Origin of the sequence: Serratia proteamaculans, from assembly GCF_008830365.1 — a bacterium.
In the GTDB taxonomy this organism is placed as follows: domain Bacteria; phylum Pseudomonadota; class Gammaproteobacteria; order Enterobacterales; family Enterobacteriaceae; genus Serratia; species Serratia proteamaculans.
This window is the reverse complement of the sequence record NZ_WBKI01000001.1, coordinates 1,530,038-1,554,597: the sequence shown is the minus strand read 5'-3', so window position 1 is coordinate 1,554,597 and position 24,560 is coordinate 1,530,038. Positions and strand designations below refer to the sequence as shown.

At 56.9% G+C, this 24,560-nt stretch carries 19 protein-coding genes and 1 tRNA gene; 12 read left to right on the top strand and 8 right to left on the bottom strand.

Translation table 11 applies throughout. The features are described 5' to 3' along the window. Window positions 1-18: 18 nt before the first annotated feature. The 3 genes from F8R23_RS07380 to F8R23_RS07370 all read left to right on the top strand — a co-directional run bounded on the left by F8R23_RS07380 (window position 19) and on the right by F8R23_RS07370 (window position 4,169). Entirely contained in the window at window positions 19-1,452 is a 1,434-nt protein-coding gene (locus F8R23_RS07380; RefSeq protein ID WP_232810745.1) for an MFS transporter, read from the top strand. A gap of 152 nt (window positions 1,453-1,604) precedes the next feature. Then, window positions 1,605-2,426: an alpha/beta fold hydrolase gene (locus tag F8R23_RS07375; RefSeq protein WP_151415444.1), complete on the top strand. Its 822-nt coding sequence runs from the start codon at window positions 1,605-1,607 to the stop codon at window positions 2,424-2,426. 117 nt (window positions 2,427-2,543) lie between these two features. Continuing rightward, window positions 2,544-4,169: an MFS transporter gene (locus F8R23_RS07370; protein ID WP_129936491.1), complete on the top strand. Its 1,626-nt coding sequence runs from the start codon at window positions 2,544-2,546 to the stop codon at window positions 4,167-4,169. A gap of 22 nt (window positions 4,170-4,191) precedes the next feature. Here the strand turns inward: F8R23_RS07370 and F8R23_RS07365 are convergent, their stop codons facing one another. After that, on the bottom strand, window positions 4,192-5,721 hold the full coding sequence (locus F8R23_RS07365; RefSeq protein WP_129936490.1) for an MFS transporter: 1,530 nt from the start codon (window positions 5,719-5,721) through the stop codon (window positions 4,192-4,194). A gap of 176 nt (window positions 5,722-5,897) precedes the next feature. Here F8R23_RS07365 and F8R23_RS07360 point away from each other — a divergent pair, with 176 nt between their 5' ends. Then, window positions 5,898-6,785 carry a LysR family transcriptional regulator gene (locus tag F8R23_RS07360; RefSeq protein WP_129936489.1) on the top strand — a complete coding sequence of 296 codons (888 nt, stop codon included), beginning with the start codon at window positions 5,898-5,900 and terminating at the stop codon, window positions 6,783-6,785. A 49-nt stretch (window positions 6,786-6,834) separates the two neighbouring features. Here F8R23_RS07360 and katG read toward each other — a convergent pair whose 3' ends face one another. Together katG and F8R23_RS07350 are read right to left on the bottom strand one after the other, a co-directional pair. After that, window positions 6,835-9,033: a catalase/peroxidase HPI gene (gene katG, locus F8R23_RS07355; protein WP_112348946.1), complete on the bottom strand. Its 2,199-nt coding sequence runs from the start codon at window positions 9,031-9,033 to the stop codon at window positions 6,835-6,837. Between the two features lie 328 nt (window positions 9,034-9,361). Continuing rightward, window positions 9,362-10,285, bottom strand: a complete 924-nt coding sequence (locus F8R23_RS07350; RefSeq protein ID WP_151415443.1) for a LysR family transcriptional regulator — start codon at window positions 10,283-10,285, stop codon at window positions 9,362-9,364. Between the two features lie 101 nt (window positions 10,286-10,386). Between F8R23_RS07350 and F8R23_RS07345 the strand changes: the two genes are divergently transcribed. Next, window positions 10,387-10,998, top strand: a complete 612-nt coding sequence (locus tag F8R23_RS07345; RefSeq protein WP_112348948.1) for an NAD(P)H oxidoreductase — start codon at window positions 10,387-10,389, stop codon at window positions 10,996-10,998. 68 nt (window positions 10,999-11,066) lie between these two features. Here F8R23_RS07345 and F8R23_RS07340 read toward each other — a convergent pair whose 3' ends face one another. From F8R23_RS07340 to dpiA, 5 genes are all read right to left on the bottom strand, one after another. Continuing rightward, the gene (locus tag F8R23_RS07340; protein ID WP_112348949.1) at window positions 11,067-12,098 is read right to left on the bottom strand and encodes a methionine synthase; all 1,032 of its coding nucleotides are present in this window, start codon (window positions 12,096-12,098) and stop codon (window positions 11,067-11,069) included. Between the two features lie 27 nt (window positions 12,099-12,125). Beyond that, the gene (locus F8R23_RS07335; RefSeq protein WP_129936487.1) at window positions 12,126-13,103 is read right to left on the bottom strand and encodes a DUF1852 domain-containing protein; all 978 of its coding nucleotides are present in this window, start codon (window positions 13,101-13,103) and stop codon (window positions 12,126-12,128) included. Window positions 13,104-13,420: 317 nt separating this feature from the next. Next, window positions 13,421-13,496 (bottom strand) — tRNA-Asn (locus F8R23_RS07330). 113 nt (window positions 13,497-13,609) lie between these two features. Next, entirely contained in the window at window positions 13,610-16,699 is a 3,090-nt protein-coding gene (locus F8R23_RS07325; protein ID WP_151415442.1) for a beta-galactosidase, read from the bottom strand. A gap of 113 nt (window positions 16,700-16,812) precedes the next feature. Beyond that, window positions 16,813-17,499 carry a two-component response regulator DpiA gene (gene dpiA, locus F8R23_RS07320; protein WP_112348957.1) on the bottom strand — a complete coding sequence of 229 codons (687 nt, stop codon included), beginning with the start codon at window positions 17,497-17,499 and terminating at the stop codon, window positions 16,813-16,815. Between the two features lie 322 nt (window positions 17,500-17,821). Between dpiA and citC the strand changes: the two genes are divergently transcribed. From citC to F8R23_RS07285, 7 genes are read left to right on the top strand one after another with little or no spacing between them, the layout of a single operon-like run. Continuing rightward, on the top strand, window positions 17,822-18,895 hold the full coding sequence (citC, locus tag F8R23_RS07315; RefSeq protein ID WP_099064587.1) for a [citrate (pro-3S)-lyase] ligase: 1,074 nt from the start codon (window positions 17,822-17,824) through the stop codon (window positions 18,893-18,895). After that, window positions 18,892-19,200, top strand: a complete 309-nt coding sequence (citD, locus tag F8R23_RS07310) for a citrate lyase acyl carrier protein (protein WP_129936486.1) — start codon at window positions 18,892-18,894, stop codon at window positions 19,198-19,200. The genes citC and citD overlap by 4 nt, the downstream gene beginning before the upstream one ends. Then, entirely contained in the window at window positions 19,184-20,104 is a 921-nt protein-coding gene (gene citE / locus F8R23_RS07305) for a citrate (pro-3S)-lyase subunit beta (protein WP_129936485.1), read from the top strand. Before citD ends, citE begins: the two co-directional genes overlap by 17 nt. Beyond that, window positions 20,104-21,609 carry a citrate lyase subunit alpha gene (citF, locus tag F8R23_RS07300; RefSeq protein ID WP_151415441.1) on the top strand — a complete coding sequence of 502 codons (1,506 nt, stop codon included), beginning with the start codon at window positions 20,104-20,106 and terminating at the stop codon, window positions 21,607-21,609. Before citE ends, citF begins: the two co-directional genes overlap by 1 nt. 4 nt (window positions 21,610-21,613) lie before the next feature. After that, window positions 21,614-22,162 (top strand): citrate lyase holo-[acyl-carrier protein] synthase, encoded by a 549-nt coding sequence (gene citX, locus F8R23_RS07295; protein ID WP_129936483.1) that lies wholly within the window; start codon window positions 21,614-21,616, stop codon window positions 22,160-22,162. After that, window positions 22,140-23,024, top strand: coding sequence for a triphosphoribosyl-dephospho-CoA synthase CitG (gene citG / locus F8R23_RS07290; RefSeq protein WP_151415440.1), 885 nt, complete (start codon window positions 22,140-22,142; stop codon window positions 23,022-23,024). Before citX ends, citG begins: the two co-directional genes overlap by 23 nt. A 28-nt stretch (window positions 23,025-23,052) precedes the next feature. Further along, window positions 23,053-24,516 (top strand): anion permease, encoded by a 1,464-nt coding sequence (locus F8R23_RS07285; protein WP_099064582.1) that lies wholly within the window; start codon window positions 23,053-23,055, stop codon window positions 24,514-24,516. Window positions 24,517-24,560: the final 44 nt, after the last annotated feature.

The following is a 24,560-nucleotide window of genomic DNA, read 5'->3' as shown; positions in this document are numbered from 1 at the left end:
AAAAATAATAATTATGTTATGACGAGGTTAATGGTGAGTGGTTTTTTGGTTGCGGGAAGCGATGCGGTGGCCCAGTCACCGATCCATGAACAGGATTTGTCAGCAAGAATTGATGCGTTGCCGACCTCGGCCGGCTTGTGGAAGTTTATCGCTTTGCTGGCGTTGGGCGGTTTTTTTGAACTTTATGACCTGTTCCAGACCGGCTATATCAGCACGGGTTTAATTGCCGAGGGGATATTCCATACCGGCGCGCAAGGCGTGTTCGGCGTCTCCGACCAGGCGGCGTTTGCCTCTGCCACCTTCCTTGGCCTGTTTATTGGTGCCAGCCTGCTCAGCCCCTATGCTGACCGCTTTGGCCGCCGCACCACCTTCATGTTTGCGTTGGCCTGGTATGGCGTGTTTTCGCTGTGCCTGGCTTTTCAGCATCAGGCAGAGTGGGTGATCTTCCTGCGCTTTCTGGTGGGAGTCGGGTTGGGGATTGAGCTGGTCACCATAGATACCTATCTGACCGAGTGGGTGCCTGCGCATCTGCGTACCCGGGCCTTTGCCTTTTCGTTTTTCATTCAATTTCTGTCGGTGCCAACGGTCGCGTTGATGTCGTGGTGGCTGGTACCACAGACCATTTTGGGCCTGAGCGGTTGGCGTTATGTGGTGATCGCCGGTGCCGTGGCTTCACTGGTGATTTGGCTGGTGCGTAAAGGCTTGCCGGAGTCCCCGCGTTGGCTGGCGCAGCAGCGACGTTACCCGGAGGTCAGGCAGGTAATGCTGGCGATGGAGCGCCGTTGCGGCGTTACCCAGATGACGGAATTCCCATTGCGTGATGCCGAATCAGCGAGTGAAACGCCCGCGCAGGGAGGCTTTAAAGATATCTGGTCGCCGCGTTACCGGGGCCGCACCCTGATGCTGGTGGTGATGAATTTCTTCCAGGCGATTGGTTTCTTCGGTTTTGGCAACTGGCTGCCGGCCTTACTGGCCGGAAAGGGCGCTTCAATCACCCACAGTCTGCTGTACGCCTTCTTTATTACCCTGGCTTACCCGCTGGGATCATTGCTGTGCAGTCGCTATGCCGACAAGATGGAAAACAAATGGCAGATTGTTCTTTCCTGCCTGGTCACGGTGATTTTCGGCTCACTGTTTGCCATGCAGAATAATCCCCTGTGGCTGATTCTGTGCGGGTTCTTCATTACCTGGTCCAATGCCTGGCTGACCTACAGTTACCATTCCTATCAGTCAGAAGTGTTCCCGACTTACATCCGGGCCCGCGCGGTCGGATTCTGTTATTCGTTCAGCCGACTGTCGACGGTATTTAGCAGCCTGATTATCGGCATGATCCTGCAATACGGCGGCTCGGTGGGGGTGATTGCATTTATCGTTGCCAGCATGCTGATTGTGATGGTGGTGATCGGGGTGTTTGGCCCCAAAACCCGTGGTATTGATTTGGAAAATATCTGACGCAGCCACCCGGCGTTGTGCCCTGAAGCCAGGCCGGGATCTTCAGCAAAAAAACTCGCGATCATCCGAAAATAATTCCGTTATCACCGTTTCCCCTCCTGCCTTACTGTTAACCCGGAAGACCCACCTCTACCACCACCGGGAGATAACCTATGAGCATTCTGACTACCCAAGATGGCACGCGTATTTTCTATAAAGACTGGGGCCGTGGGCAGCCGATTCTGTTTTCTCACGGTTGGCCGCTATCCGCGGATGCCTGGGATAATCAAATGCTGTTCTTCGGCCAAAGCGGTTACCGCGTTATCGCGCACGATCGCCGCAGTCATGGCCGTTCCGACCAAACCTGGGACGACAATACCATGGACCGCTATGCGGACGATTTGGCGGAGTTGATTGAAACGCTGGATCTGCGGGACCTTATCCTGGTGGGGCACTCAACCGGGGGCGGCGAAGTGGCACACTATATTGGCCGGCACGGCAGCGCACGGGTGGCGAAGGTGGTGCTGGTGGGGGCGGTGCCGCCGTTGATGCTGCAAAGCCCGGCTAATCCTGAAGGGTTGCCGATGTCGGCATTCGACGGCATCCGCAGCGGAACGGCAGAAAATCGCTCCCAGTTCTTCAAGGATCTGGCGGTGCCTTTCTACGGCTATAACCGGCACGGCGTGAGGGCCAATGCCGGGCTGACGGACAGTTTCTGGCTGATGGGCATGCAGGGCGGAGTGAAGGGGTTGTATGACTGCGTGCGTGAGTTTTCCGAGGTCGATTACACCGCGGATCTGCTGGCCATCGATAAGCCGACGCTGCTAGTGCACGGCGACGACGACCAGATTGTGCCGATCGCCGCATCCGCGTTGAAAGCCGCTAAGCTTATCAGGCAGGTTGAATTGAAAGTCTATCCGGGCGCTTCGCACGGGCTGGCGCAAACAGACCCTGAACAGTTTAATGCCGACCTACTGGCGTTTATCCAATCTTGACCCCTGTCCCCCGGACGGGGGGCTTTGCCTGTGAACCGGAGCCGACCATGAGCACTGCCGCTTTTATCTGTTCGCTGGCTGTTGCTGGTGGCGTTGTACGATCTGAAGGAGCAAAAGATGGCCGAACCGGCTGAGAATAAGGTAGCACCCGGCGGTTTCGCGCCGCTGAAGATCCCGGTATTCGCGGTGTTGTGGGGGGCCACGGTGCTGGGCAACGTCGGCAGCTTTATGCGTGATGTCGCCAGTTCCTGGCTGGTGACGGATTTGTCCTCTAACCCGTCGGCGGTGGCACTGATGCAGACCGCCGCCACACTGCCGGTGTTCCTGTTGGCGATCCCCGCAGGGGTGTTGTCAGACATTCTCGATCGCCGCCGCTTTCTTATTTTTGTCCAGATCCTGCTGGCCAGCGTCAGCGGCACTTTATTACTGCTGTCGCAAAGCGGCGCGCTGACCGTTGAGTATTTGCTGGCGCTGACCTTTATCGGCGGCATCGGCGGGGCGCTGATGGGGCCGACATGGCAATCCATCGTGCCGGAACTGGTACCGCGAGCCGATCTCAGAAATGCGGTAGCGCTAAACTCGTTGGGGATCAATATCGCCCGTGCTATCGGCCCGGCGGCCGGGGGGCTGCTGTTGGCGAGCTTTGGTGCCGGTGCGGCCTACGGTGCCGATGTACTGAGTTATGTGTTCGTGGTTGCCGCCCTGCTGTGGTGGCGCAGGCCGAAGGTGGAGGACAACGGACTTTCCGAACATTTCTTTGGCGCTTTCCGTGCCGGTATTCGCTATGCCCGTGCCAGCCGTGAGCTGCACGTGGTGCTATTGCGAGCGGCGGTGTTCTTTGTGTTCTCCAGTTCGGTCTGGGCGTTGTTGCCCCTCGTTGCCCGGCAGATGCTGGGCGGTACCGCCGGTTTCTACGGCATCCTGCTGGGGGCGGTGGGGGCCGGCGCGATAGGCGGTGCGGTGTTATTACCCCGGCTGCGTCAACGGTTGAACGCCGATGGTCTGGTGCTGTTGGCCGCGGTGATCACCGCAGTGGTAATGGCGTTGCTGTCGTTGGCGCCGCCACAGTGGCTGGCGATCTTGCTGCTGCTGGCACTGGGTGGCGGTTGGATTATTGCGCTTACCTCCCTGAACGGCGCAGCACAGGGCGTGTTGCCAAACTGGGTGCGTGGACGCGGGCTGGCGATTTATCTGATGGTGTTTAATGGCGCGATGGCTGCCGGGAGCCTATTGTGGGGCTTGATTGCCCAAGAGATTGGTGTGGCCGCCACGCTATTGGCGGGTGGTGTGGGTTTATTGGTGATTTCGCTGGTGTTTCACCGTATTCGCCTGCCGGAGGGCGAGGCCGATCTGCAGCCGTCCAACCACTGGCCGGAGCCCTTGCTCAATACCCCGGTTGAAAACGATCGCGGGCCGGTGATGATCCAGGTGGAGTACCGGGTGCGACCGGAGGATCGCCCGCAGTTTCTGCGCACCCTGCAACGGCTTTCGCGGGTACGCCGGCGTGACGGTGCCTACGCCTGGGGGCTGACCGAACATACCGCCGATCCGCAGTGCGTGATGGAGTGGTTTATGGTGGAGTCCTGGGCCGAACACCTGCGCCAGCACCAGCGGGTTTCTCATGCCGATGCCGACTTGCAGCAGGAGGCGCTGCAGTTCCATATCGGCCCGGAGAAACCGGTGGTACACCACTTCCTGTCGCTTGACCTGCGGCACCTGGAGCGGCAAGCGATGAGAGAGTAAAACAGCTGCGGCGGAGGCCGGTTTACTCCGCCGTGCTATCGTGAGCATGCAAACGTCCCAATAACCCAAATATCAGTAACGCGCAGGCGGCAGAGGCTATCGCCAGGATATACAGCAAGTTGCGGAACGCCTGATCATAAGTTTGCAGCGTTAGCTGGCGTTGCCCGGGTAGCAGTGCGGCGGCACTGTTCAGGTCACCCAGTGCCGCGCGGTTAGCTGCCTCAACCAAATGTAGCGTGCCGCCACTGCCGGAGAGTGCAGCAAACAGACCGCCCTGGATCAGCATGGCCAGTATCGCGCCGGCAATCGCAATGGCGATACCGTCGGCCGAGACACGCACTGCGTTGAATATCCCGGTGGCCATGCCCGCCCGTTCTTTTTCCACCACGCTGACCGCCATGGCATCCATCAATCCCCAGGGCAGGCCGATACCGGTGCCGATCAACAGCATCGGCGCTATCAAGCCGTGGCCGCTAATTGCCGTCAGTGCATGACCCAGCCAGGCCAACCCGACGGCGACCAACAGCAACCCGATACCGGAGAGCACGCCAGAGGTAAAACGGTGTGCCAGCAGTGCCGCAAGAAAGGGCACCAACAGCAACGGGGCCGCCAGAGCAATCATGGTTTTACCGGCTTCGAGCGCGCTCTGCCCATCAATACCGATAAAGCGCCCCGGCAGCATGACGATCAATACCACAAAAAAGAATGCCGGAGAGGCAGCCAGCACCTGAACCCCAATAAAGCGGGTGCTGCGGAACAGGGTCAGATCGAGCATTGGGCGTGCTACCCGGCGCTCAATCAGCACGAAGGCGATAAAGACCGCCAGCGACAGCAGCAATGAACCGGCCACCGACAGGCTGCCCCAACCGTTTTCCGGTGCCAGCAGAATGGCGTAGGTGAACAACGCCAGCGCAGCGGTAAAACTGATGGCACCGGGCCAGTCCAAACCCACCGCATGGGGATCGCGGGATTCCGTTGCGCTGAGCGCGACCAGTGCCAATCCCGCCAGGCCAATCAACGCGGTGGCGAAGAATACCCATGGCCAGCCTGCGGTCACCACCAGCCAGCCGGAGGCCAGCGGCCCAAAAGCCAGGCCAATACCGAATGTGGTGCCCAGCAGGCTAAAAACGCGGGTGCGAACCGGTCCGTGGAAACTCTGCGCCAGCGACGCCATCGCACCGGCAAAAGCTGCCGCACCGGCCAGTCCCTGCGCCAGCCGCAAAATATCTATTCCCACCACCGACGGGGCGAAGGGGATCATCATGGTCAGAATGGCGAACGCGCCCAGCCCGAACAACCAAACCCGTTTGCGGCCATAAATATCGGTCAGGCTGCCGGCGGCCATCATGGCACTGCCATAGGTAAGGATATAACCATTGACCACCCAACTCAGTTGTACGGCGCTGCCACCCAGCGAATGGCTGATGGAGGGCAAGACCACCGCCGGTCCGGTAAAGCTCAGTGGGATCAGGATACCGGTCAGGCAGGCGGCCAGTAATTGCAGCCATGCCCGGATTTCAATGCGGTCTGCGGTGGAGGTTATTTGCGTCATGGTGCTCATCTGTCTCTGGTGAAAAAGCCCGAAAGCGGGTGCTGCGCAGCGCTAAGCGCCGGGTAATGGCCTGCTGACTGCGTTGCCATCAAGGTAATGCTTCCCGTAGTGGAGAAAAATAGGCTAAATTTCCATAGATATCGGACAAAAATGTCCGGAATGAGGGATCACGTGTGATGGACAGTCTTAATGGCATTCTGGCGTTTGTGCAGGTTGCGGAAACACGCAGTTTCTCCGATGCTGCGCGACAGTTGGGCGTTTCGTCTTCCGCGGTGGGTAAGAGCGTGGCGCGTATGGAACAGCGGCTGGCGGTGCGTTTATTTCACCGCAGCACTCGCAGTGTGACGCTGACGGCAGAAGGAGCGCTGTTTCTTGAGCGCTGCCGCCGCATTTTGGCGGAGATCGCCGCCGCCGAACTTGAGCTGGCCGACAGCCGTGCCGCACCGCGTGGCAAGCTGCGTATTAGCCTGCCGCTGGTCAGTGGGTTGCTAATGCCGGTATTGACGGACTTTATGCATCAGTATCCGGATATCGAACTGGACGTGGACTTTTCCGATCGCATGGTCGACATCGTCGAAGAGGGGTTTGATGCGGTGGTGCGTACCGGTGAGCCGGCCGATTCGCGACTGGTATCACGCCGGTTGGGCGGCTTTCAACTGGTGCTGGTGGCGTCGCCGGATTATTTATCGCGGCGTGGTGTGCCAGAGAAACCGGCGGATTTGCTCAACCATGCCTGTTTGCAGCATAAATTCCCCTCCACTGGCCGCTTTGAAAGCTGGCCGCTGCTGGGGGAAGCCTTACCTGAACTGTCGGCGACCATGATTTGCAATACCACCGAGGCGCTGTTGCCCGTGGCGCAGGCCGGGTTAGGTATTGCTTGCCTGCCGGATTTTATGGTGAAGGCGGCGTTGCAGCGCGGCGAACTGCAAAAGGTGCTGGAGGAGTTTGTCGAGCATCAGGGCGCTTTTCGCGTTATCTGGCCCTCCAGCAAATACCTGGCGCCCAAACTGCGCGTTTTTATCGACTTTCTTGGCGAGCGGTTATTCCCGGTCAGTGGGCAATAAAAAGCCCGCCCAAGTTGCCTTAAGCGGGCTGCGTTACTGCTGTTCTGACTTAGGCCAGGTCGAAACGATCGAGGTTCATCACCTTATTCCAGGCGGCGACAAAGTCCTGGACAAAACTCGCCTGGGCGTCTGAGCTGCCATAGACTTCCGCCAGCGCGCGCAGTTGGGAATGTGAGCCGAAGATCAGATCGGCGCGGGTCGCCGTCCACTTGAGCGCGCCGGTTTGGCTGTCGCGGCCTTCGAACACACCTTCCTCGTCTGCCGCTTTCCAGGTCGTGGCCCCATCAAGCAGATTGACGAAGAAGTCATTGCTCAGTGCCTGCGGCCGTTGGGTCAGCACGCCATGCTGGCTCTGACCGACGTTGGCGTTTAACACCCGCAACCCGCCCACCAGTACCGTCATTTCCGGTGCCGTCAGCGTCAGCAACTGTGCTTTGTCGACCAGCAAGGCTTCGGCTGGGATGTTGAACTGGCGCTTCAGGTAGTTACGGAAACCATCGGCAACCGGCTCCATCGCTTCGAAGGAGTCGACGTCGGTTTGTTCCTGCGTAGCATCCATACGGCCCGGCGCGAAGGGCACGCTCACCGGATGCCCGGCGTTGATCGCGGCCTGTTCGACGGCTGCGGCACCGGCCAGCACGATCAAATCCGCCAGCGAGACGCGCTTGTTGCCCGACTGGGCACTGTTGAACGCCTGCTGGATCCCTTCCAGCTTGGCCAGCGTTTGCGCCAGTTGAGCCGGTTGGTTGATTGCCCAGTCTTTCTGTGGTGCCAGACGAATGCGCGCACCGTTGGCACCGCCGCGTTTGTCGGAGCCGCGGAAGGTGGAGGCTGAAGCCCAGGCGGTGGACACCAGCACCGAGAGCGGCAGGCCGGAGGCCAGGATCCTGGTTTTGAGATCGGCGATATCCTGATCGTTAATCAACTGATGATCGACGGCCGGGATCGGATCCTGCCAAATCAGCTCTTCGGCCGGCACTTCCGGGCCGAGATAGCGGGCGCGTGGCCCCATATCGCGGTGGGTCAGCTTGTACCAGGCGCGGGCGAAAGCGTCGGCGAGCTGGTCAGGATGCTCATAGAAGCGACGAGAGATCTGCTCGTATGCCGGGTCAAAGCGCAGCGACAGATCGGTGGTTAACATGGTTGGGCGCCGTTTCTTCGCCGGATCGAACGCATCGGGAATGGTCTCGCCCACGTCTTTGGCCACCCACTGGTGCGCGCCTGCTGGGCTCTGCGTCAGTTCCCACTCGTATTCGAACAGGTGTTTGAAGAAGTCGTGGTTCCACTGGGTCGGGGTAGTGGTCCAGGTCACTTCCAGGCCGCTGGTGATGGCGTCTTTACCTTTACCTGTGCCAAAGCTGCTCTGCCAACCGAGGCCTTGTAATTCGAGGCCGGCAGTTTCCGGATCGTCACCAACATGCGAGGCCGGGCCTGCGCCGTGGGTCTTGCCGAAGGTGTGGCCACCGGCGATCAGTGCCACGGTTTCTTCATCGTTCATCGCCATCCGGGCGAAGGTCTCACGGATGTCACGTGCCGCAGCGACCGGATCCGGGTTACCGTCCGGGCCTTCCGGGTTAACGTAGATCAAGCCCATTTGAACCGCCGCCAGCGGATCTTCCAGGTCACGATCGCCCGAATAGCGGCTGTTCTGGCCACCGCTCAGCTCCAGCCAGATTTTTTCCGATCCCCAATAGACGTCATCCGGCTCCCAGGTATCGGCACGGCCACCGGCATAGCCGAAGGTTTTAAAGCCCATGGATTCGAGCGCGACGTTACCGGTCAGGATAATCAGATCAGCCCAGGAAATTTTGCGGCCGTATTTCTGTTTGATTGGCCATAGCAGGCGACGGGCCTTATCGAGGCTAACGTTATCGGGCCAACTGTTGAGTGGTGCAAAACGTTGCTGGCCTTCACCTGCACCGCCACGGCCATCGCCGATGCGGTAGGTACCGGCGCTGTGCCAGGCCATACGGATAAACAGGCCGCCATAGTGGCCAAAGTCTGCCGGCCACCAGTCCTGCGAGTCGGTCATCAGGGCGTGCAGATCCTGTTTAACGGCGGCCAGATCGAGGCTGTTAAAGGCTTTGGCGTAATCGAAATCGGAGTCCATCGGGTCGGAAAGGGAGGAGTGCTGGTGCAGCGGTTTCAGGCTAAGTTGGTTGGGCCACCAGTCCTGATTTGAGGGGCCGCGGCGCGGAGTGTTCGGCTTACCGCCGCCCGAAAATGGGCATTTGCTTTCAGTTGTCATGATGCGCTCTCTGCTTCTGTAGGTTCGCTCGCCAGGCCCTGTCTGTCTGTACCTGGGGAGCCGTTAACTTGACATCGCGGGCTAATGCTCGCGTCGGGTGTTGCGCTAATGGTTTATCTAATCAACTGATTTTCAATAATAAGGTATGAGTTTTTCGCCAACCGCGGATGGGGCTCGCACTGACACTCATGACTAAGCTTAGTCAGTGGAAGCCGATAGATAAAATAGGAATAGTTGAATGTTGTAATAGTCTGTGACTATTGAGTTATTGCCAATTGATAGGGGATTGCCGACTGGTTCGCCTTTGTCAGCAAACTCACTGCCGTGATCAGAGGTGATCCTCTTGATGACTCTTTTTTGCCGTTCTCTGCGTCTCTTTTATGTAGTCAATAAAGGCGCGTAATGGGCCAGACATATATTGGCGATTAGGGTAGTAGAGTTGCAGGCAGGGGCGTTCGGGGAGCCAGTCGTCCAGGACCTTGACCAGTCTGCCGCTTGTCAGATGCTCTTTCACCTGTTCGTAATACAGATAACCCAGCCCAGCTCCACCCAGAACAGCCTCGAGTGCGGAATCCATATCGTCCAGCATGATATTGCCGATCGGCGCCACTTCAAGTTTTTCCGAAGCGTTTTCAAATTCCCAGAGATACGGGCGGCCGCTGTGGAAACGAAAAACAACGCTTTGGTGATTAACCAGCTCGCACGGATGCGTCGGTGCGGGATGATGCTTGAAATAATCCGGCGTGGCGGCCACCACCAGTTTGATTTTCGGCCCGATGGGGACGGTAATCATGTCTTTTTCTACCCGGTTATTCAGGCGGATCCCGGCATCAAACTCCTGTTGGACAATATCCACCAGTTTGTCCTCGGTGGTGATCGCCACTTTTATGTCCGGATATCGACGGCTAAACCCGGTGATGAGCGGCAGCAGAAAGAGACGCGAGGCCAGGCGTGAAGTATTGATTTTCAGAGTGCCCATCGGGGCATCGCGAAAGCAGTTCATCTCGTCGAGTATGGTATTGAACTCATCAAAGACCGGGCGTAGTCGTGCAAAAAGGGTTAGCCCCGCCTCGGTGAGTGCCACGCTGCGAGTGGTGCGATTAAATAGTCTGACTTTTAATCTCTGCTCCAGCTGTTTGACGGAATGACTCATGGCGGAGGGGGATAGTCCCAATTCATCACCCGCCGCCCGAAAGCTTTTGTAGCGTGCGACGGCAATAAACGAAGCAAAGTCTGAAAAGTTCGGCTGCATTAGTGAATTTCCCTCAATAACCCATCTCAAATACTACGTTTTACAGAACTATAGTACAGCCGTAAAGTAATGGTTCCTCCACGGAATGTTAAGGTAATTTCATGAAATTAAATAATATTTACTTTATCTGGGCTCACCCTCGGTCCGATTCTTTAACCGCGCAGGTGGTGAACGAAATGCAGAGCGAGGCGGTGCGTCATGGCTACAACGTTTCCAGCCTTGATCTCTATCGCAGCGATTTTGATCCGATACTCAGGGTGGAGGATGAGCCGGACTGGGATAATCCGCAAAAAATCTATTCGGAGGAAGTACATCGACTTTTCAATGAGCTGGAGGATAAGGACACATTGGTTCTGGTGTTCCCGGTTTGGTGGTACTCCTTCCCGGCAATACTCAAGGGTTACCTGGAACGCGTCTGGAACTATGGTCTGGCCTACGGCGACGAAAATAGGCTGAAGGATAAAAAAATTCGCTGGTTGGCTTTGGTGGGCGGTTCTCAGTCAGGATTCATTAAGTACGGTTGGGAAAAGAACATGACCGATTACATTAATGGCGGCATGGCATATCTGGGCGTGGAGGATGCAAGGATCGATTTTCTCTATAATACGATTGGAGTTGAGGAGGGGATTACTGATGGCGAAGCCCACTACCATAAACTGTTCGCCGAGGCGCGTGAGGTTATAAGTTCTCTGAGAGAAACCAGTGAAGCATAAGCAGTAACGCCTGGATAAAATAAAGAAAGCAGACTTCCGGGGAAGTCTGCTTTTCTAATGTGGCGAGCTTATTTAGCTGAGAGTTCTCTGCGGATGATCTCTGCGCCTGCGCTTAAAGCATTTAGTTTGCCAGTGGCTACCCGACGAGCCAAGGGGGCCATGCCACAGTTGGTCGAAGGATAGAGCTTGTCGGCATCCACAAACTGCAGTGCCTTGCGTAAAGTATTGGCGACTTCTTCCGGTGTCTCTATGGTGTTGGTTGCCACGTCAATGGCACCTACCATCACTTTTTTACCGCGGATCAGTTCAAGCAAGTCCATTGGAACATGTGAGTTATGGCATTCCAGTGAGATGATATCGATATTAGAGGTCTGCAGTTTGGGAAAAGCCTCTTCATATTGACGCCATTCCGACCCCAGAGTCTTTTTCCAATCGGTATTGGCTTTGATGCCATACCCGTAGCAGATATGCACCGCCGTTTCACATTTAAGCCCTTCGATGGCTCTTTCTAAAGCGGCGATGCCCCAATCATTCACTTCATCAAAAAAGACATTAAATGCGGGTTCATCAAACTGGATAATATCGACACCGGCCGCCTCTAACTCTCGGGCTTCCTGATTGAGAATTTTTGCGAATTCCCAGGCCAGTTTTTCGCGGCTTTTATAGTGGCTATCGTAAAGCGTATCTATCATGGTCATCGGGCCTGGCAGGGCCCATTTAATCGGCTGCTTGGTGAGCTGACGTAAAAAGCGGGCGTCTTCAACAAACACCGGTTTTTGGCGAGTCACTGCACCAACGACCGTAGGCACACTCGCATCATAGCGATTACGAATTCTAACCGTCTGCCGTTTTTCAAAATCAACGCCGCTCAGGTGCTCAATAAAGGTAGTGACAAAGTGTTGGCGCGTTTGCTCGCCATCACTGACAATATCAATACCTGCTCGTTGTTGATCTTCCAGGGACAAACGCAGAGCATCCTGTTTCCCCTCAATCAGTTCCTCATCCTGCAATTTCCAGGGTGACCAAAGTGTCTCAGGTTGTGCCAGCCAGGAAGGCTTGGGTAAGCTGCCGGCAGTCGAAGTAGGTAATAATATTTTCATAATGGATGACCTTTTATTTTTGGTTAATCAAAGCGCGCAGTGAGCAGACCATTGCTCAAAAATAGTCTTATAGGGTTTGATAAAGTGTTCTTCAGTAAATTTCCCCTGCTCAATAGCCAACTGGCTACGCTCTTCACGGTCATAAACAATTTTTGTCAATGAATGATCCTGGTGATTCAGGGCCGGCTGATAGTATTGTCCGGCTGCAGAGTTTGCATTGTAAATCTCAGGGCGGTAAATCTTTTGGAAAGTCTCCATCGTGCTGATGGTGCTGATAAGTTCAAGGTCAGTGTAATCACTGAGTAAATCACCAGAAAAATAAAAGGCCAAAGGTGCAACACTATTTTTCGGCATAAAATAGCGAACCTGCAAGCCCATTTTGCTGAAGTATTGTTCAGTCAAAGATGAATCGTTTTGCTGGTATTCAATGCCCAATACAGGATGCTCATTTCCAGTCCGATAATAGGTGTCTTTACTGGATACGCTTAAGCATATAACCGGTAGTTTGTTAAATTTATCTTTATACTCATTTGAATTGACAAATAATTTAAATATATTCCCGTGCAAATTACCAAAGTCATCTGGAATGCTAAATTCGGGTTGGTTATTATTGTGTTCTGACAGCAATACACTAAAGTCATAATCTCGAACGTAAGAAGAGAAGTTATTTCCTACAATGCCCTCAGTGCGTTTGTTGGTTTTCTTGTCAATAATGTTGGTTTTCAATATTTCAATCACTGGGAAGCTATCGCCATTGCCCTCAATATTCATCTCAACAGAGATGATCTCAAGTTCGACAGCATAGCGATCGCTTTTAGGGTTATCCCAATGCGCCAATGTATTGAAGCGATTGTCAATCATCACCAGAGTGTTGCGCAAGTTCTCCTGGCGGTTCTTCCCTCTGGCCAAATTGGCAAAGTTGGTGGTAATGCGCGTATTTTCTGAAGGGTTATAGTTTTCATCGAAACTACTGCTCTTAACCGTAAATGTAAAATTTTTATTCATCGCGTTCTTGCACCCTGAGTTCTGGTATGAAAACTGAATCTAACTTTTTGATTCTCCAGAAACTACTGGGTTTCTCATTCGTCAGTCTTCATGTTGTCAATAAGTTAACATTGCATAATTTATGCCAGAGCCATTGGATGAGTGAAAGCGACTTAATTTCATTACAACATGAGCCATATTCATGATCTGGGGTACGGTGGGGGGAAAGTGCCGATAGTAGGGGCAGGTGGGGGGTATTGACGGGGCGATAAGCTTTGAGAAGGATACCCGAAAAGCAAAAAGCCCGCTTAAGTTTCCTTAAGCGGGCTTCTCTAATATGGCTCCTCTGACTGGACTCGAACCAGTGACATACGGATTAACAGTCCGCCGTTCTACCGACTGAACTACAGAGGAATCGTTTGAACGGCCGGAATCATAACGGGGTGTTGGCAGCATGTCAAAGGCGGATTACGCATTCTGTGACTGTTTGCTTACAGAATGCGCAACCCGTTGAGCTTTTGGCAGATTTAGCTCTGTTCTGCGCGTTTTAGACGCAGTTGATAATGGAAATGGCTGCGGCTGAGCAGGTAGTCCTGATTAACGCTAGGGCTCCAGGAGTCGTCACCGCCCACCCCCATGTGGAAACCGTCCAGATTGAGCCAGGTACCGGCTTCCGGTTGCAGCAGGTGCTGATGGCTGCAATCCATCAACTGGCGCAGGCTGTAGCGGCTGAGCGAGAAGTGGAACAGTCCGTCAATGTGCCAGCCACCGTACTGCAGGCTGCGGGTTTCGCAGCGCAGGCCGTTCTCGCCGGGGAAGATATACGGCGTGTGCAACGCTTCCAGCGGCTGCTGCCAACGCCCAAATTGCGCGGCAAGGCGACGGTCAGGGTAGTTCTCATGCGGGCCCAGGCCCAACCATTGCGCCTGCGGATGAGTTTCCGCCAGTTGGCAGCTCAGGCCAATGCGTGCCGGTGGCGGCAGGCTGGCGGCGATCTCAACGTCAACGCTGATGCTGACCGCGCCCTGGTTGTCGAACAGCCACTGTTTACGGCTGCGTAGCAGCGTTTGCCCATCGGCCCCGAACAGGTGTTCACTCACCACACGCACGCCATCGCTTAGCAAGTCGGCCTGTAACTGCGTGCAGCGTGCTTCTAGCCGGTACATGCCTGCCAGCTTCCAGCGTTCGACCCAGGCGTTGGGATCGATGCGTTCGACTTCACTGATGCCGATGTCGTTATCCAGCGGTGCGCGGATAAAATTATCACGCAGTGGCGTCAGCAACTGAGGGTGTTCGTGGTGCCACCACTGGGTTAAACAGCCGTCGTCGCGCGTAAACTGCCAGCGTTGACTGCCATGGGTGATGTCGATCCTTTGGTCATTTTGGCTGAGCTGTGGAAACGAGCCTGTTGATGTCGGCGGTGCCAGATGCAGCGTGCGGGGCACCAGCCATTGATCCCAGGCGCAGCGATGGTTGGCCTCGGACCAGTCGGTGGCCTGCGGTTGAACCACTTCGACATTCAGCCACAGTTCGCCGGGTTGATGGAGCATCGGCAAGCGCTCGAGCAGTTGGACGCTGGCGCTACCCTGAGGTTTCAGGGTGAGATCAACGCTGCCGCTGGCGCGCTCGATGCCATCGAGTTCCAGCCGCCAGTTCAGCCGTTCATTGTCGGTTTGGCGGAACAGGTACTCACTTCTGACGGTCAGCGTCAGCGTATCGGCGTCGAAGGTAAACTGGAAAAACTGCTGTGCGCGCTGGGCTTCAAACAGCGCGGGATGCGGAGTGCGATCGGGGAATACCAGCCCGTTAAGGCAGAATTGCCGATCGTTCGGCGTGTCGCCAAAGTCGCCACCGTAAGCCCAGTGTTCATCACCGTTCTCATCGCGGCGGGTCAGTGCTTGATCGACCCAGTCCCAGACGAAGCCACCCTGCAGGCGCGGATGCTGACGGAAGGCCTGCCAGTAGCGGTCAAAGCCACCGAAGCTGTTGCCCATCGCGTGGGCGTATTCACACAGGATCAGCGGGCGATGTTCATCCGGCAGGCCGATCCATTTTTTGACTGACCACTTGGGCACGGCAGGGAACGGTTGATCCTGATCCACCCGAGCATACATCGGGCAGATAATATCGGTTGCGGCGCTGTTGGCACCACCGCCTTCGTACTGAACCGGGCGAGTGGGATCCTGACTTTTCACCCAGCGATACAGCGCGTCGTGGTTGCAGCCATGACCAGACTCGTTGCCCAGCGACCAGATAATAATGCAAGGGTGGTTGCGATCGCGCTGCACCATGCGCGTCACGCGTTCGCTCATGGCCGGCAGCCACAGCGGATCGTCAGACAGCCGGTTCATCGGCTGCATGCCGTGGGTTTCAATATTGGCTTCATCCACCACATACAGCCCGTAGCGGTCGCACAATCGGTACCAAAGCGGGTGGTTTGGGTAGTGTGAGCAGCGCACCGCGTTGAAGTTGTGCTGTTTCATCAGCAGGATGTCATGGCGCATTGTGGCTTCGTCCATCACCTGGCCGTGCTGCGGATGATGTTCGTGACGGTTAGTGCCGCGGATCAGCAGCGGCTGGCCGTTAAGCTTCAACAGCCCATTGCTGATTTCCACCTGACGGAAGCCGACGTCATAGGCCTCGACCTCAATAATTTCCCCTTCCGGCGACAGCAGGGCGAGCGTTGCGCGGTACAGCGCAGGTGTTTCCGCGCTCCACAGTGCCGGTTGCTCCACCGACAGGCGCAGGGTAGTGCGATCCTCATAGGCCCCGCGTTCGTCGATAATCTTGCTGCCGAACGCCTGGGTTTTTTCCCCCACCAACTGCCCATCACGCCATAGCTGCAACTGTACCCGGTACTGGGCGGCACGGTTGATGTGTACTTCTGCTACCAGTTCGCCACGGCGGAAACTGTCATACAGCGGGGTGGTAATGCGGATATCGCTCAGGTGCGCGGTGGGTTTATGCAGCAGGCTGACGTCGCGGAAAATACCGCTCATGCGCCACATATCCTGATCTTCCAGATAGCTGCCATCGCACCAGCGCAGCACCATCACCGCCAACCGGTTTTCACCGGCCTGCAACCAGGGGCTCAGATCAAACTCGGCAGGCAGGCGGCTGTCCTGTGAATAACCGACCCAGTGGCCGTTGCACCACAGATAAAACGCCGAGTTAACGCCGTCAAAGATAATGCGCGTCTGGCCTTCAGTCAGCCAGGCGGGATCGACAGTAAACTGCCGCGAATAGCAGCCGGTCGGGTTCTGTTCCGGCACCCGCGGCGGATCGACTGGGATCGGGTAGCGGACGTTGGTGTAGATTGGCGCGTCATAACCGGCAAGTTGCCAGTTAGACGGCACAGCCAGGGTATCCGCATCGACCAGATCTTGTTGCAACCAACTGTCGGGCACCGCCTGTGGGCTGCCAAAATAGCTGAACTGCCAGTCGCCGTTCAGAAGTTGCCGACTACCGCTGCTCTCATCGTCACGCGCAGCATTCAGGCTGCGCCAGCTCGAGAAAGGCGGATGTGCAGCCAGCCGTTGATAATGGGTACAGGCCGGATTTTGCCAGTCCCGGCGGGCGAGAAGATCTTTCAGGGAAGGAAGGGGCAGGCTACTCATCAGCGATCGTCCTGTCGGCGGATTATAGAGGCATCATGCCGAATAAGATGCTGAGGATAGTGATAAAAGTAAAGCGGTTACATTCAAGCTTGCAGGGGCGATCAAATAACCGCTTATTCTGGCTGGTTGGGGCGGTAAATCCTCTGCGGACGGCCCACTTTGCCGTAAATGATTTCTGCACGCAGCTGCTGGGCGGCAGTGCAAAACTCCAGATAACGGCGTGCGGTGGTGCGGCTTAGCCCCATTTTTTGCGCAACGCTTTCAGCGGTGTGGCTGGCCGAAGGCAGTTCAAACAAGGCACGGATTTTCACCAACGTCAGTTCATCGATGCCTGCCGGCAAGCTCGCCTGCTGTTCGCCGCGTGCGTAGGTATTGAACATCTGATCAATGCGGTGCTGACTAAGCCGCGCTTTGTCCTTCAGCGCCTGACGTCGCTGGCTAAAGCGCAGCAGCGTGTGGGACAGACGATCGTAGGCCAGCGGTTTGATCAGGTAATCGAAGACCCCATAACGCAGCGCTTCGGCCACGGTGTCCATATCACTGGCGGCGGTGATAAACACGATGCCACCGGTATAACCGCTCAGGGTCAGTTCACGCAGCAGCTCAATACCCTGACCGTCGGGCAGGAAGTTGTCCAGCAGGATCAGATCCGGTTTGAAGCGCTCGCTCATCATACGCGCCTGCGCCAGGTTGCCGGCCAACCAAATTTGCCGGCAACCGCCGTTCTGCCGGATAAATTCCGCATGCATCTCCGCCAGCGGCGTTTCATCTTCGACGATCAGTATGTTCAACCATTCCATAGGACATTTTCCAGTTGCAATGAATATGCTACGTAAATGTAATTTAATTGCGCCATCAATTAAAGATTGTCTCAATAATAAACACCATAAAAATAATTAAGTAAATAAAGAACATTAAATAACTTATTAACCGGTAGGGGTTTGTGAAATAGGTCAATAATTCGCTGATTTTTTCTGCCTACTATTGTTTTATTAAATGTACCTGATGGTTTTAACGGTTTTATCTTTATGGTTTTTAAGGTTTTAATAACCCTTGAAAATGTTAATTGATGTTTATTTTCTGTTTAATTTGTTATTTATTAGTTAACCCAGAGAGTGTGCTATGTTGGGCGATGCCGTATTTGACCGAGTGAAAAGATCAGATCATAAAAATATAGCGCAGATTAATGCCTTTCTGCGGAGTAACGACCTGAATATTGATACTACGGTAGAAATATTTATAACCGTGACGCAAAACGATGAATTGGTCGCCTGCGGCGGCATTGCGGACAATATTATCAAATGCGTCGCTATCAGCCCACAAATGCGTGGCGAAGGGTTGGCACTGCGGCTGGCGACCGAACTGGTCAATCTGGCTTATGAACGCCACCACACCCAGCTATTTATCTACACAAAAATCCAAAATGAAGCGTTGTTCCGCCAGTGCGGTTTTTATCCGATAGCCCAGGTACCGGGCATTGTGGTGCTGATGGAAAACAGCCCGTGCCGCCTGAAGCGCTATGCCGCCCAGTTGGCGGGCCAGCGACAGCCGGGCCACACCATTGGCAGCATCGTGATGAACGCCAACCCCTTTACCCGCGGTCACCAGTATCTGGTGCGCCAGGCGGCAGAAAAGTGCGACTGGCTGCACCTGTTTTTGGTCAAGGAAAACACCTCGCGTTTCAGCTATGAAGACCGGCGGCGGCTGGTACTGGCGGGTACCACGGATATCCCTAACCTGACGGTGCATGAAGGCTCGCAATACGTCATTTCCCGCGCCACTTTCCCTTGTTACTTCATTAAAGATCAGGGTATTGCCGACGACTGTTACACCGAAATCGATCTCAAGATCTTTCGTCAGTATCTGGCCCCCGCGCTGGGTATCACCCACCGTTTTGTCGGCAACGAGCCGTTCTGCGCGGTCACCGCGAAATACAACCGCGATATGCGTTATTGGCTGGAAACCCCGGCGTTGCCCAGCCCGCCGATCGCGCTGGTAGAAATTGAGCGTTTGCAATATCAGGGCACGGCGATCTCCGCCTCCTGGGTACGCAAGCTGTTGGCGGCAGGCGATTTTCACGCCGCTGCGCCGCTGGTACCACCAGACACCCTGTATTACCTGCAAGATTTGCAAACGCAGCGCCGGGCCAAACCGGCAGTCACCCCCTTTGAATCCGCACAATCAGGTGAAAGATGAAAATTATCCGAGAAGCAATGGCCGGCACGCTGGAGTCCAGCGATGTCATGGTGCGCATCGCGCCCGCTGAGGGGCCGGAACACGATCTGCTGATCGCCAGCAGCGTGGAAAAACAGTTCGGCGAAGCTATCCGCCAGACGCTGCTGCAGGTGCTGCAACACTACCAGGTGGAGCCGGTGCAGGTGATGGTGGACGACAAAGGTGCGCTCGACTGCGTGCTGCGAGCCCGGCTGGAAACCGCACTGATGCGCGCCAGTGAAAACGGTCAACTGCCGTGGGGAGCGTCTAATGAAAACGCTGAATAAACACCGCCTGCGCCGCAGCATGCTGTTCGTGCCCGGCGCCAATGCGGCGATGGTGAGTAATGCCTTTATCTATCAGGCCGATGCGCTGATGTTTGATCTGGAAGACTCGGTGATCCTGCGCGAAAAAGACGCGGCGCGGCGGCTGGTCTATCACGCGTTGCAACATCCGCTGTATCAGGAAGTGGAAACCATTGTGCGGGTTAACGCGCTGGATTCTGCTTACGGCCTGGCAGATTTGCAGGCGGTAGTCCGTGGTGGGGCCGACATTGTGCGCCTGCCGAAAACCGACAGCGCGCAGGACGTGGTGGATATGGATCGCGAGATTGCCGCCATCGAAGCCGACAGCGGCCGCCCGGTCGGCAGCACCGGTCTGCTGGCGGCGATTGAGTCGGCGGCGGGCATCACTCAGGCGGTGGCTATCGCGCATGCTTCGCCACGGTTGATCGGTATTGCGCTGGGGGCGGAAGACTATGTGCGCAACCTGCGTACCGAACGTTCCCCCGAGGGCATCGAGCTGCTGTTTGCGCGCTGCTCACTGTTGCAGGCGGCGCGGGCCGCAGGCATTCAGGCGTTCGATACGGTCTATTCCGACGCCAATAACGAAGCCGGTTTCCTGCAGGAAGCGGCGCTGATCAAACAGCTCGGTTTCGACGGCAAATCCCTGATTAATCCCCGGCAGATCGAACTGCTGCACAACCTGTATGCGCCTACCGCCAAAGAGGTGGCCCATGCCCAGCGGGTGGTGGATGCCGCCGCAGCGGCGGAGCAGGAAGGGCGCGGCGTGGTGTCGCTCAACGGCAAGATGGTCGACAGCCCGGTGATTGAGCGCGCACGGCTGGTGTTGCAGCGCGCAGCGCTTTCCGGCATCCGCGAAGCCTCGATTCAGCATGGAGAGGAAGCATAATGAAACGTCAACAACGACTGATGACCCTGAACAACCTGGCGGATTTGTGTTGCTATCAGGACTCCTCCAAGGCTAACCAACAGGCGCGTAAACCCCGCGATATCAAACGCTGCGACACGCTGGAACAGGCGGTGCGCCGCAGCGGATTGCAGGACGGCATGACCATTTCTTTCCACCATGCGTTTCGCGGCGGCGATCTGGCGCTGAATCAGGTGATGGAAACGTTGGCGGCGATGGGGTTCCGCAACCTGACGCTGGCCTCCAGCTCGCTGAGCGAATGTCATGCGCCGTTGGTCGGCCATATCCGCAACGGGGTGGTAAGCCGGATTTATACCTCCGGTGTGCGCGGCCCGCTGGCGGACGCCATTTCACGCGGCCTGCTGGCCGAACCGGTGCAGATCCACTCCCACGGCGGCCGGGTCAACCTGATCGAATCCGGTGAACTGGCCATTGACGTCGCCTTCCTTGGGGTACCGGCCTGCGATGAGTTCGGCAATGCCAACGGCTACAGCGGCGAAGCCTGCTGCGGCTCGCTGGGTTACGCCAAAGTGGATGCCGACGCGGCGGGCACCGTGGTGTTGCTGACCGAGGCGATTGTGCCTTATCCGCATCATCCGGCCAGCCTGGCACAGGATCGGGTGGATCTGATCGTTCAACTGGCACGGGTGGGCGACGCCGACAAGATTGGTGCCGACGCCACGCGCATGACCTCCAACCCGCGTGAACTGCTGATTGCCCGTCGGGCCGCCGAAGTGATCGCCGGTTCCGGCTACTTTACCGAAGGTTTCTCGCTGCAGACCGGCACCGGCGGCGCCTCACTGGCGGTGACGCGTTTTCTGGAGGACAAGATGCGCGCCCGCGGTATCCGCGCCGGTTTCGCACTCGGTGGCATTACTTCGACCATGGTGGATTTGCATGAAAAAGGGCTGATCACCCGGCTGCTGGACGTGCAGAGCTTCGACCGCGCGGCGGCGATGTCGCTGGCACGCAACCCTAACCACATTGAGATCAGCGCCAACCAGTACGCCAATTTCAGTTCGAAGGGCGCCTCGGTCGATAGGCTTGACGTGGTGGTGCTGAGCGCATTGGAAATCGACACCGGGTTCAACGTTAACGTGCTGACCGGTTCCGACGGCCTGCTGCGTGGTGCCTCTGGCGGCCACTGCGATACCGCTGCGGCCGCGCGGCTGGCGATCATCGTGGCACCGCTGGTGCGTGGGCGCATCCCAACGCTGGTCGAGCAGGTGACCACCTGTGTCACGCCCGGCTCCAGCATAGACATTCTGGTTACCGATCATGGCATTGCCGTTAACCCGGCGCGGCCAGAGTTGGTGCAGCGGCTAAAAGAGGCCGGTTTGCCGGTGGTAGGCATTGACTGGCTGCGTCAGCGAGCGCTGTTGCTGACCGGTGAACCGGAGCCGATCGTCTTTACCGACAAGGTGGTGGCGGTCGTGCGCTATCGCGATGGTTCGGTGATCGACGTGGTGCATCAGGTGGCGGAGTAATCCTATGGCTAGCGTCCTTCCTGAACTGGCCGCCAACCGCGCAGTCAGCCTGCCGGAACTGCTCACCAGCCGCGAATGTCGTCAGGCCCGCCAGCAGGCGTGGCTGGCACAGCATCAGTCAACCTTGCTGGTGTTGACGCTGGTGGTGCCCGGTGGGGTGAAAGACAGCGCGCTGACGCGCAATATCTTCAACCTGGGTTGGCAGGCGCTGCAACAGCTGTGGGGCGAGCAGGGCTGGCACTGCCTGCAGGCCGAAACGTTGGCGCTGTCCACTGGCTGCGAAGGTTTTGTGGCGCTACAGGCCGATGCCCAGCGGGTGAAAGACTGCGCCATGCAGTTGGAAGTGCAGCAGCCGATTGGCCGACTGTGGGATATCGACGTGCTGGACTCACAGGGGCGCATTTTGTCGCGCCGCGACCTGGGGCTGGCGGAGCGTCGCTGCCTGCTGTGCAGTCAACCGGCCAAACTCTGCGCCCGCCAACGGCAGCACAGCAGTGAACAGCTGCTGCAGGAAATGGAAAGGATGCTCAATGATGCACTCGCTACCCGCTGATCCCATCCGTTATGCCCGCCAAACGCAAGTCGGGGACTTCGCCCATGCCGCCTACCGGGCGCTGCTGGTGGAAGTGAATCTGACCCCCAAACCGGGCCTGGTTGATCGTCATAACAACGGCGCACACCGGGATATGAACCTCGGTCATTTTTACCGCAGCGCCCGTGCCATTGGCATCTGGCTGCCGCGCTTTATCCGCCAGGGCCGCGACGATGCTTTCCGCCCGGCAGCCGAGCAGTTATTGCGACTGCGCCCGTTGGGGTTGGCCTGCGAAAACCACATGTTCCAGGCCACCGGCGGCGTCAACACCCACAAAGGCAGCGTGTTTTCACTCGGTCTGCTGTGTGCCGCCTACGGTCGTTGTGATCAGCAGCAACGCCATATCAACGCCAAAACCTTGTGCGCCGAAGTGGCGACGATGTGTGACGGGCTGGTGGCGCGCGAGCTGCAACAGCACAACGCGCTACAGACTGCCGGTCAGCGGCTGTTTGTTGGGCATGGCCTGAGTGGCGCTCGCGGCGAGGCCGAATCCGGCTTCGAACGGGTGATTAACGGCGCTTTGCCGCTGTACCGACAACGGCTGAATGCCGGCTGTGATGAACCGACCGCGCTGATGGACAGCCTGCTGTGGCTGATGGCCCACAACGATGACACCAACGTCGCCTCGCGCGGCGGCATCGATGGCCTGCACTGGCTTCAGCAGCGTGCCGCCGGGCTGCTGGCTCAAGGTGGCGCGCAGGGCGAGCAGGGCATACAGCGCCTGCGGCAGTTTGACGCCGACTGCATCATACGCAACCTCAGCCCCGGCGGCAGCGCCGACCTGTTAATCGTTACCTGGCTACTGGCGCAGTTACCGAACTAAAAACAATATCCCGTCTCTGGAGAAACTTATGTCCGAAACCAAGGAAAAAATCTGGAAAGCGCTAACGCCGTTGCTGGTGCTGGCTATCCTGTTATGGATACCCACGCCGGACGGCATGCCGCCGCAGGCCTGGCGCTACTTTGCCATTTTTGTGGCGATGATTGTCGGCATGATCCTGGAGCCGATCCCGGCGACGGCGATCAGCTTTATCGCCGTGACCCTCAGCGTGCTGAGTGCCAACTGGGTGCTGTTCGGTGCGCAGGAGCTGGCGGAACCGGGCTTCAAGGCCGGTAAAGAAGCGTTGAAATGGGGGCTGGCAGGGTTCTCCAGCACCACCGTCTGGCTGGTGTTCGGCGCATTCATCTTCGCGCTCGGTTACGAGGCTACCGGGCTGGGGCGACGTATTGCGTTGTTCCTGGTGAAGTTTATGGGCAAGCGTACCCTGACGCTCGGCTATGCGGTGGTGATCATCGACATTCTGCTGGCGCCCTTTACCCCGTCCAATACCGCCCGTACCGGCGGTACCGTGTTCCCGGTGGTGAAAAACCTGCCGCCGCTGTTTGACTCTTTCCCCAATGATCCTTCCTCGCGCCGTATCGGCGGTTACCTGATGTGGATGATGGTAGTGGGGACCAGCATCAGCTCCTCGATGTTCGTCACCGGTGCCGCGCCGAACGTGCTGGGGATCGAGTTCGTCAGCAAGATTGCCGGGGTGCACATCAGTTGGATGCAGTGGTTCCTGGCCTTCCTGCCGGTCGGGCTGCTGTTGTTGATTATCGCGCCGTTGATCTCCTATTACCTGTACAAACCGGGCGTGACCCACAGCAGCGAAGTGGCGACCTGGGCCAATACCGCGCTGGCCGAAATGGGCAAGCTGACGCGCAAGGAATACACGCTGATTGGCCTGGTGCTGCTCAGCCTGTGCCTGTGGGTGTTTGGCGGTAAGCTGTTGGATGCCACCACGGTTTGCCTGCTGGCGGTATCCTTGATGTTGGCGCTGCACGTGGTGTCGTGGAAGGAGATCACCAAATATTCCAGCGCCTGGAATACGCTGGTTAACCTGGCGACGCTGGTGGTGATGGCCAACGGCCTGACCCGCTCCGGCTTTATCGACTGGTTCGCCCAGACCATGAGCACCCACCTGGACGGTTTTTCACCGAATATGACGGTGGTGGCGCTGGTGCTGGTGTTCTACTTTGCCCACTACCTGTTCGCCAGCCTGTCGGCACACACGGCCACCATGCTGCCGGTGATCCTGGCGGTGGGTAAAGGGTTGCCGGGGGTGCCGATGGAGCAACTGTCGATGCTGCTGGTGTTGTCGATCGGCATCATGGGCGTGCTGACGCCGTACGCTACCGGCCCAGGGGTGATCATCTACGGCTGCGGCTACGTGAAGTCGAAAGATTACTGGCGCATGGGCGGTATTCTCGGCGTGGTGTATATCGCCGCGCTGCTGTTGATCGGCTGGCCAATCATGCGTTTGTGGCTGTAATTTTTTGAGTTAACGGCGGTCATTTGCGGATGGCCGCTGGGCAG

Excerpts from the sequence above, each read along its gene's own strand:
- F8R23_RS07380 (WP_232810745.1), top strand. The coding sequence starts at position 19 with ATGACGAGGTTAATGGTGAGTGGTTTTTTGGTTGCGGGAAGCGATGCG.
- F8R23_RS07375 (WP_151415444.1), top strand. The coding sequence starts at position 1,605 with ATGAGCATTCTGACTACCCAAGATGGCACGCGTATTTTCTATAAAGAC.
- F8R23_RS07370 (WP_129936491.1), top strand. The coding sequence starts at position 2,544 with ATGGCCGAACCGGCTGAGAATAAGGTAGCACCCGGCGGTTTCGCGCCG.
- F8R23_RS07365 (WP_129936490.1), bottom strand. The coding sequence starts at position 5,721 with ATGACGCAAATAACCTCCACCGCAGACCGCATTGAAATCCGGGCATGG.
- F8R23_RS07360 (WP_129936489.1), top strand. The coding sequence starts at position 5,898 with ATGGACAGTCTTAATGGCATTCTGGCGTTTGTGCAGGTTGCGGAAACA.
- katG (WP_112348946.1), bottom strand. The coding sequence starts at position 9,033 with ATGACAACTGAAAGCAAATGCCCATTTTCGGGCGGCGGTAAGCCGAAC.
- F8R23_RS07350 (WP_151415443.1), bottom strand. The coding sequence starts at position 10,285 with ATGCAGCCGAACTTTTCAGACTTTGCTTCGTTTATTGCCGTCGCACGC.
- F8R23_RS07345 (WP_112348948.1), top strand. The coding sequence starts at position 10,387 with ATGAAATTAAATAATATTTACTTTATCTGGGCTCACCCTCGGTCCGAT.
- F8R23_RS07340 (WP_112348949.1), bottom strand. The coding sequence starts at position 12,098 with ATGAAAATATTATTACCTACTTCGACTGCCGGCAGCTTACCCAAGCCT.
- F8R23_RS07335 (WP_129936487.1), bottom strand. The coding sequence starts at position 13,103 with ATGAATAAAAATTTTACATTTACGGTTAAGAGCAGTAGTTTCGATGAA.
- F8R23_RS07325 (WP_151415442.1), bottom strand. The coding sequence starts at position 16,699 with ATGAGTAGCCTGCCCCTTCCTTCCCTGAAAGATCTTCTCGCCCGCCGG.
- dpiA (WP_112348957.1), bottom strand. The coding sequence starts at position 17,499 with ATGGAATGGTTGAACATACTGATCGTCGAAGATGAAACGCCGCTGGCG.
- citC (WP_099064587.1), top strand. The coding sequence starts at position 17,822 with ATGTTGGGCGATGCCGTATTTGACCGAGTGAAAAGATCAGATCATAAA.
- citD (WP_129936486.1), top strand. The coding sequence starts at position 18,892 with ATGAAAATTATCCGAGAAGCAATGGCCGGCACGCTGGAGTCCAGCGAT.
- citE (WP_129936485.1), top strand. The coding sequence starts at position 19,184 with ATGAAAACGCTGAATAAACACCGCCTGCGCCGCAGCATGCTGTTCGTG.
- citF (WP_151415441.1), top strand. The coding sequence starts at position 20,104 with ATGAAACGTCAACAACGACTGATGACCCTGAACAACCTGGCGGATTTG.
- citX (WP_129936483.1), top strand. The coding sequence starts at position 21,614 with ATGGCTAGCGTCCTTCCTGAACTGGCCGCCAACCGCGCAGTCAGCCTG.
- citG (WP_151415440.1), top strand. The coding sequence starts at position 22,140 with ATGATGCACTCGCTACCCGCTGATCCCATCCGTTATGCCCGCCAAACG.
- F8R23_RS07285 (WP_099064582.1), top strand. The coding sequence starts at position 23,053 with ATGTCCGAAACCAAGGAAAAAATCTGGAAAGCGCTAACGCCGTTGCTG.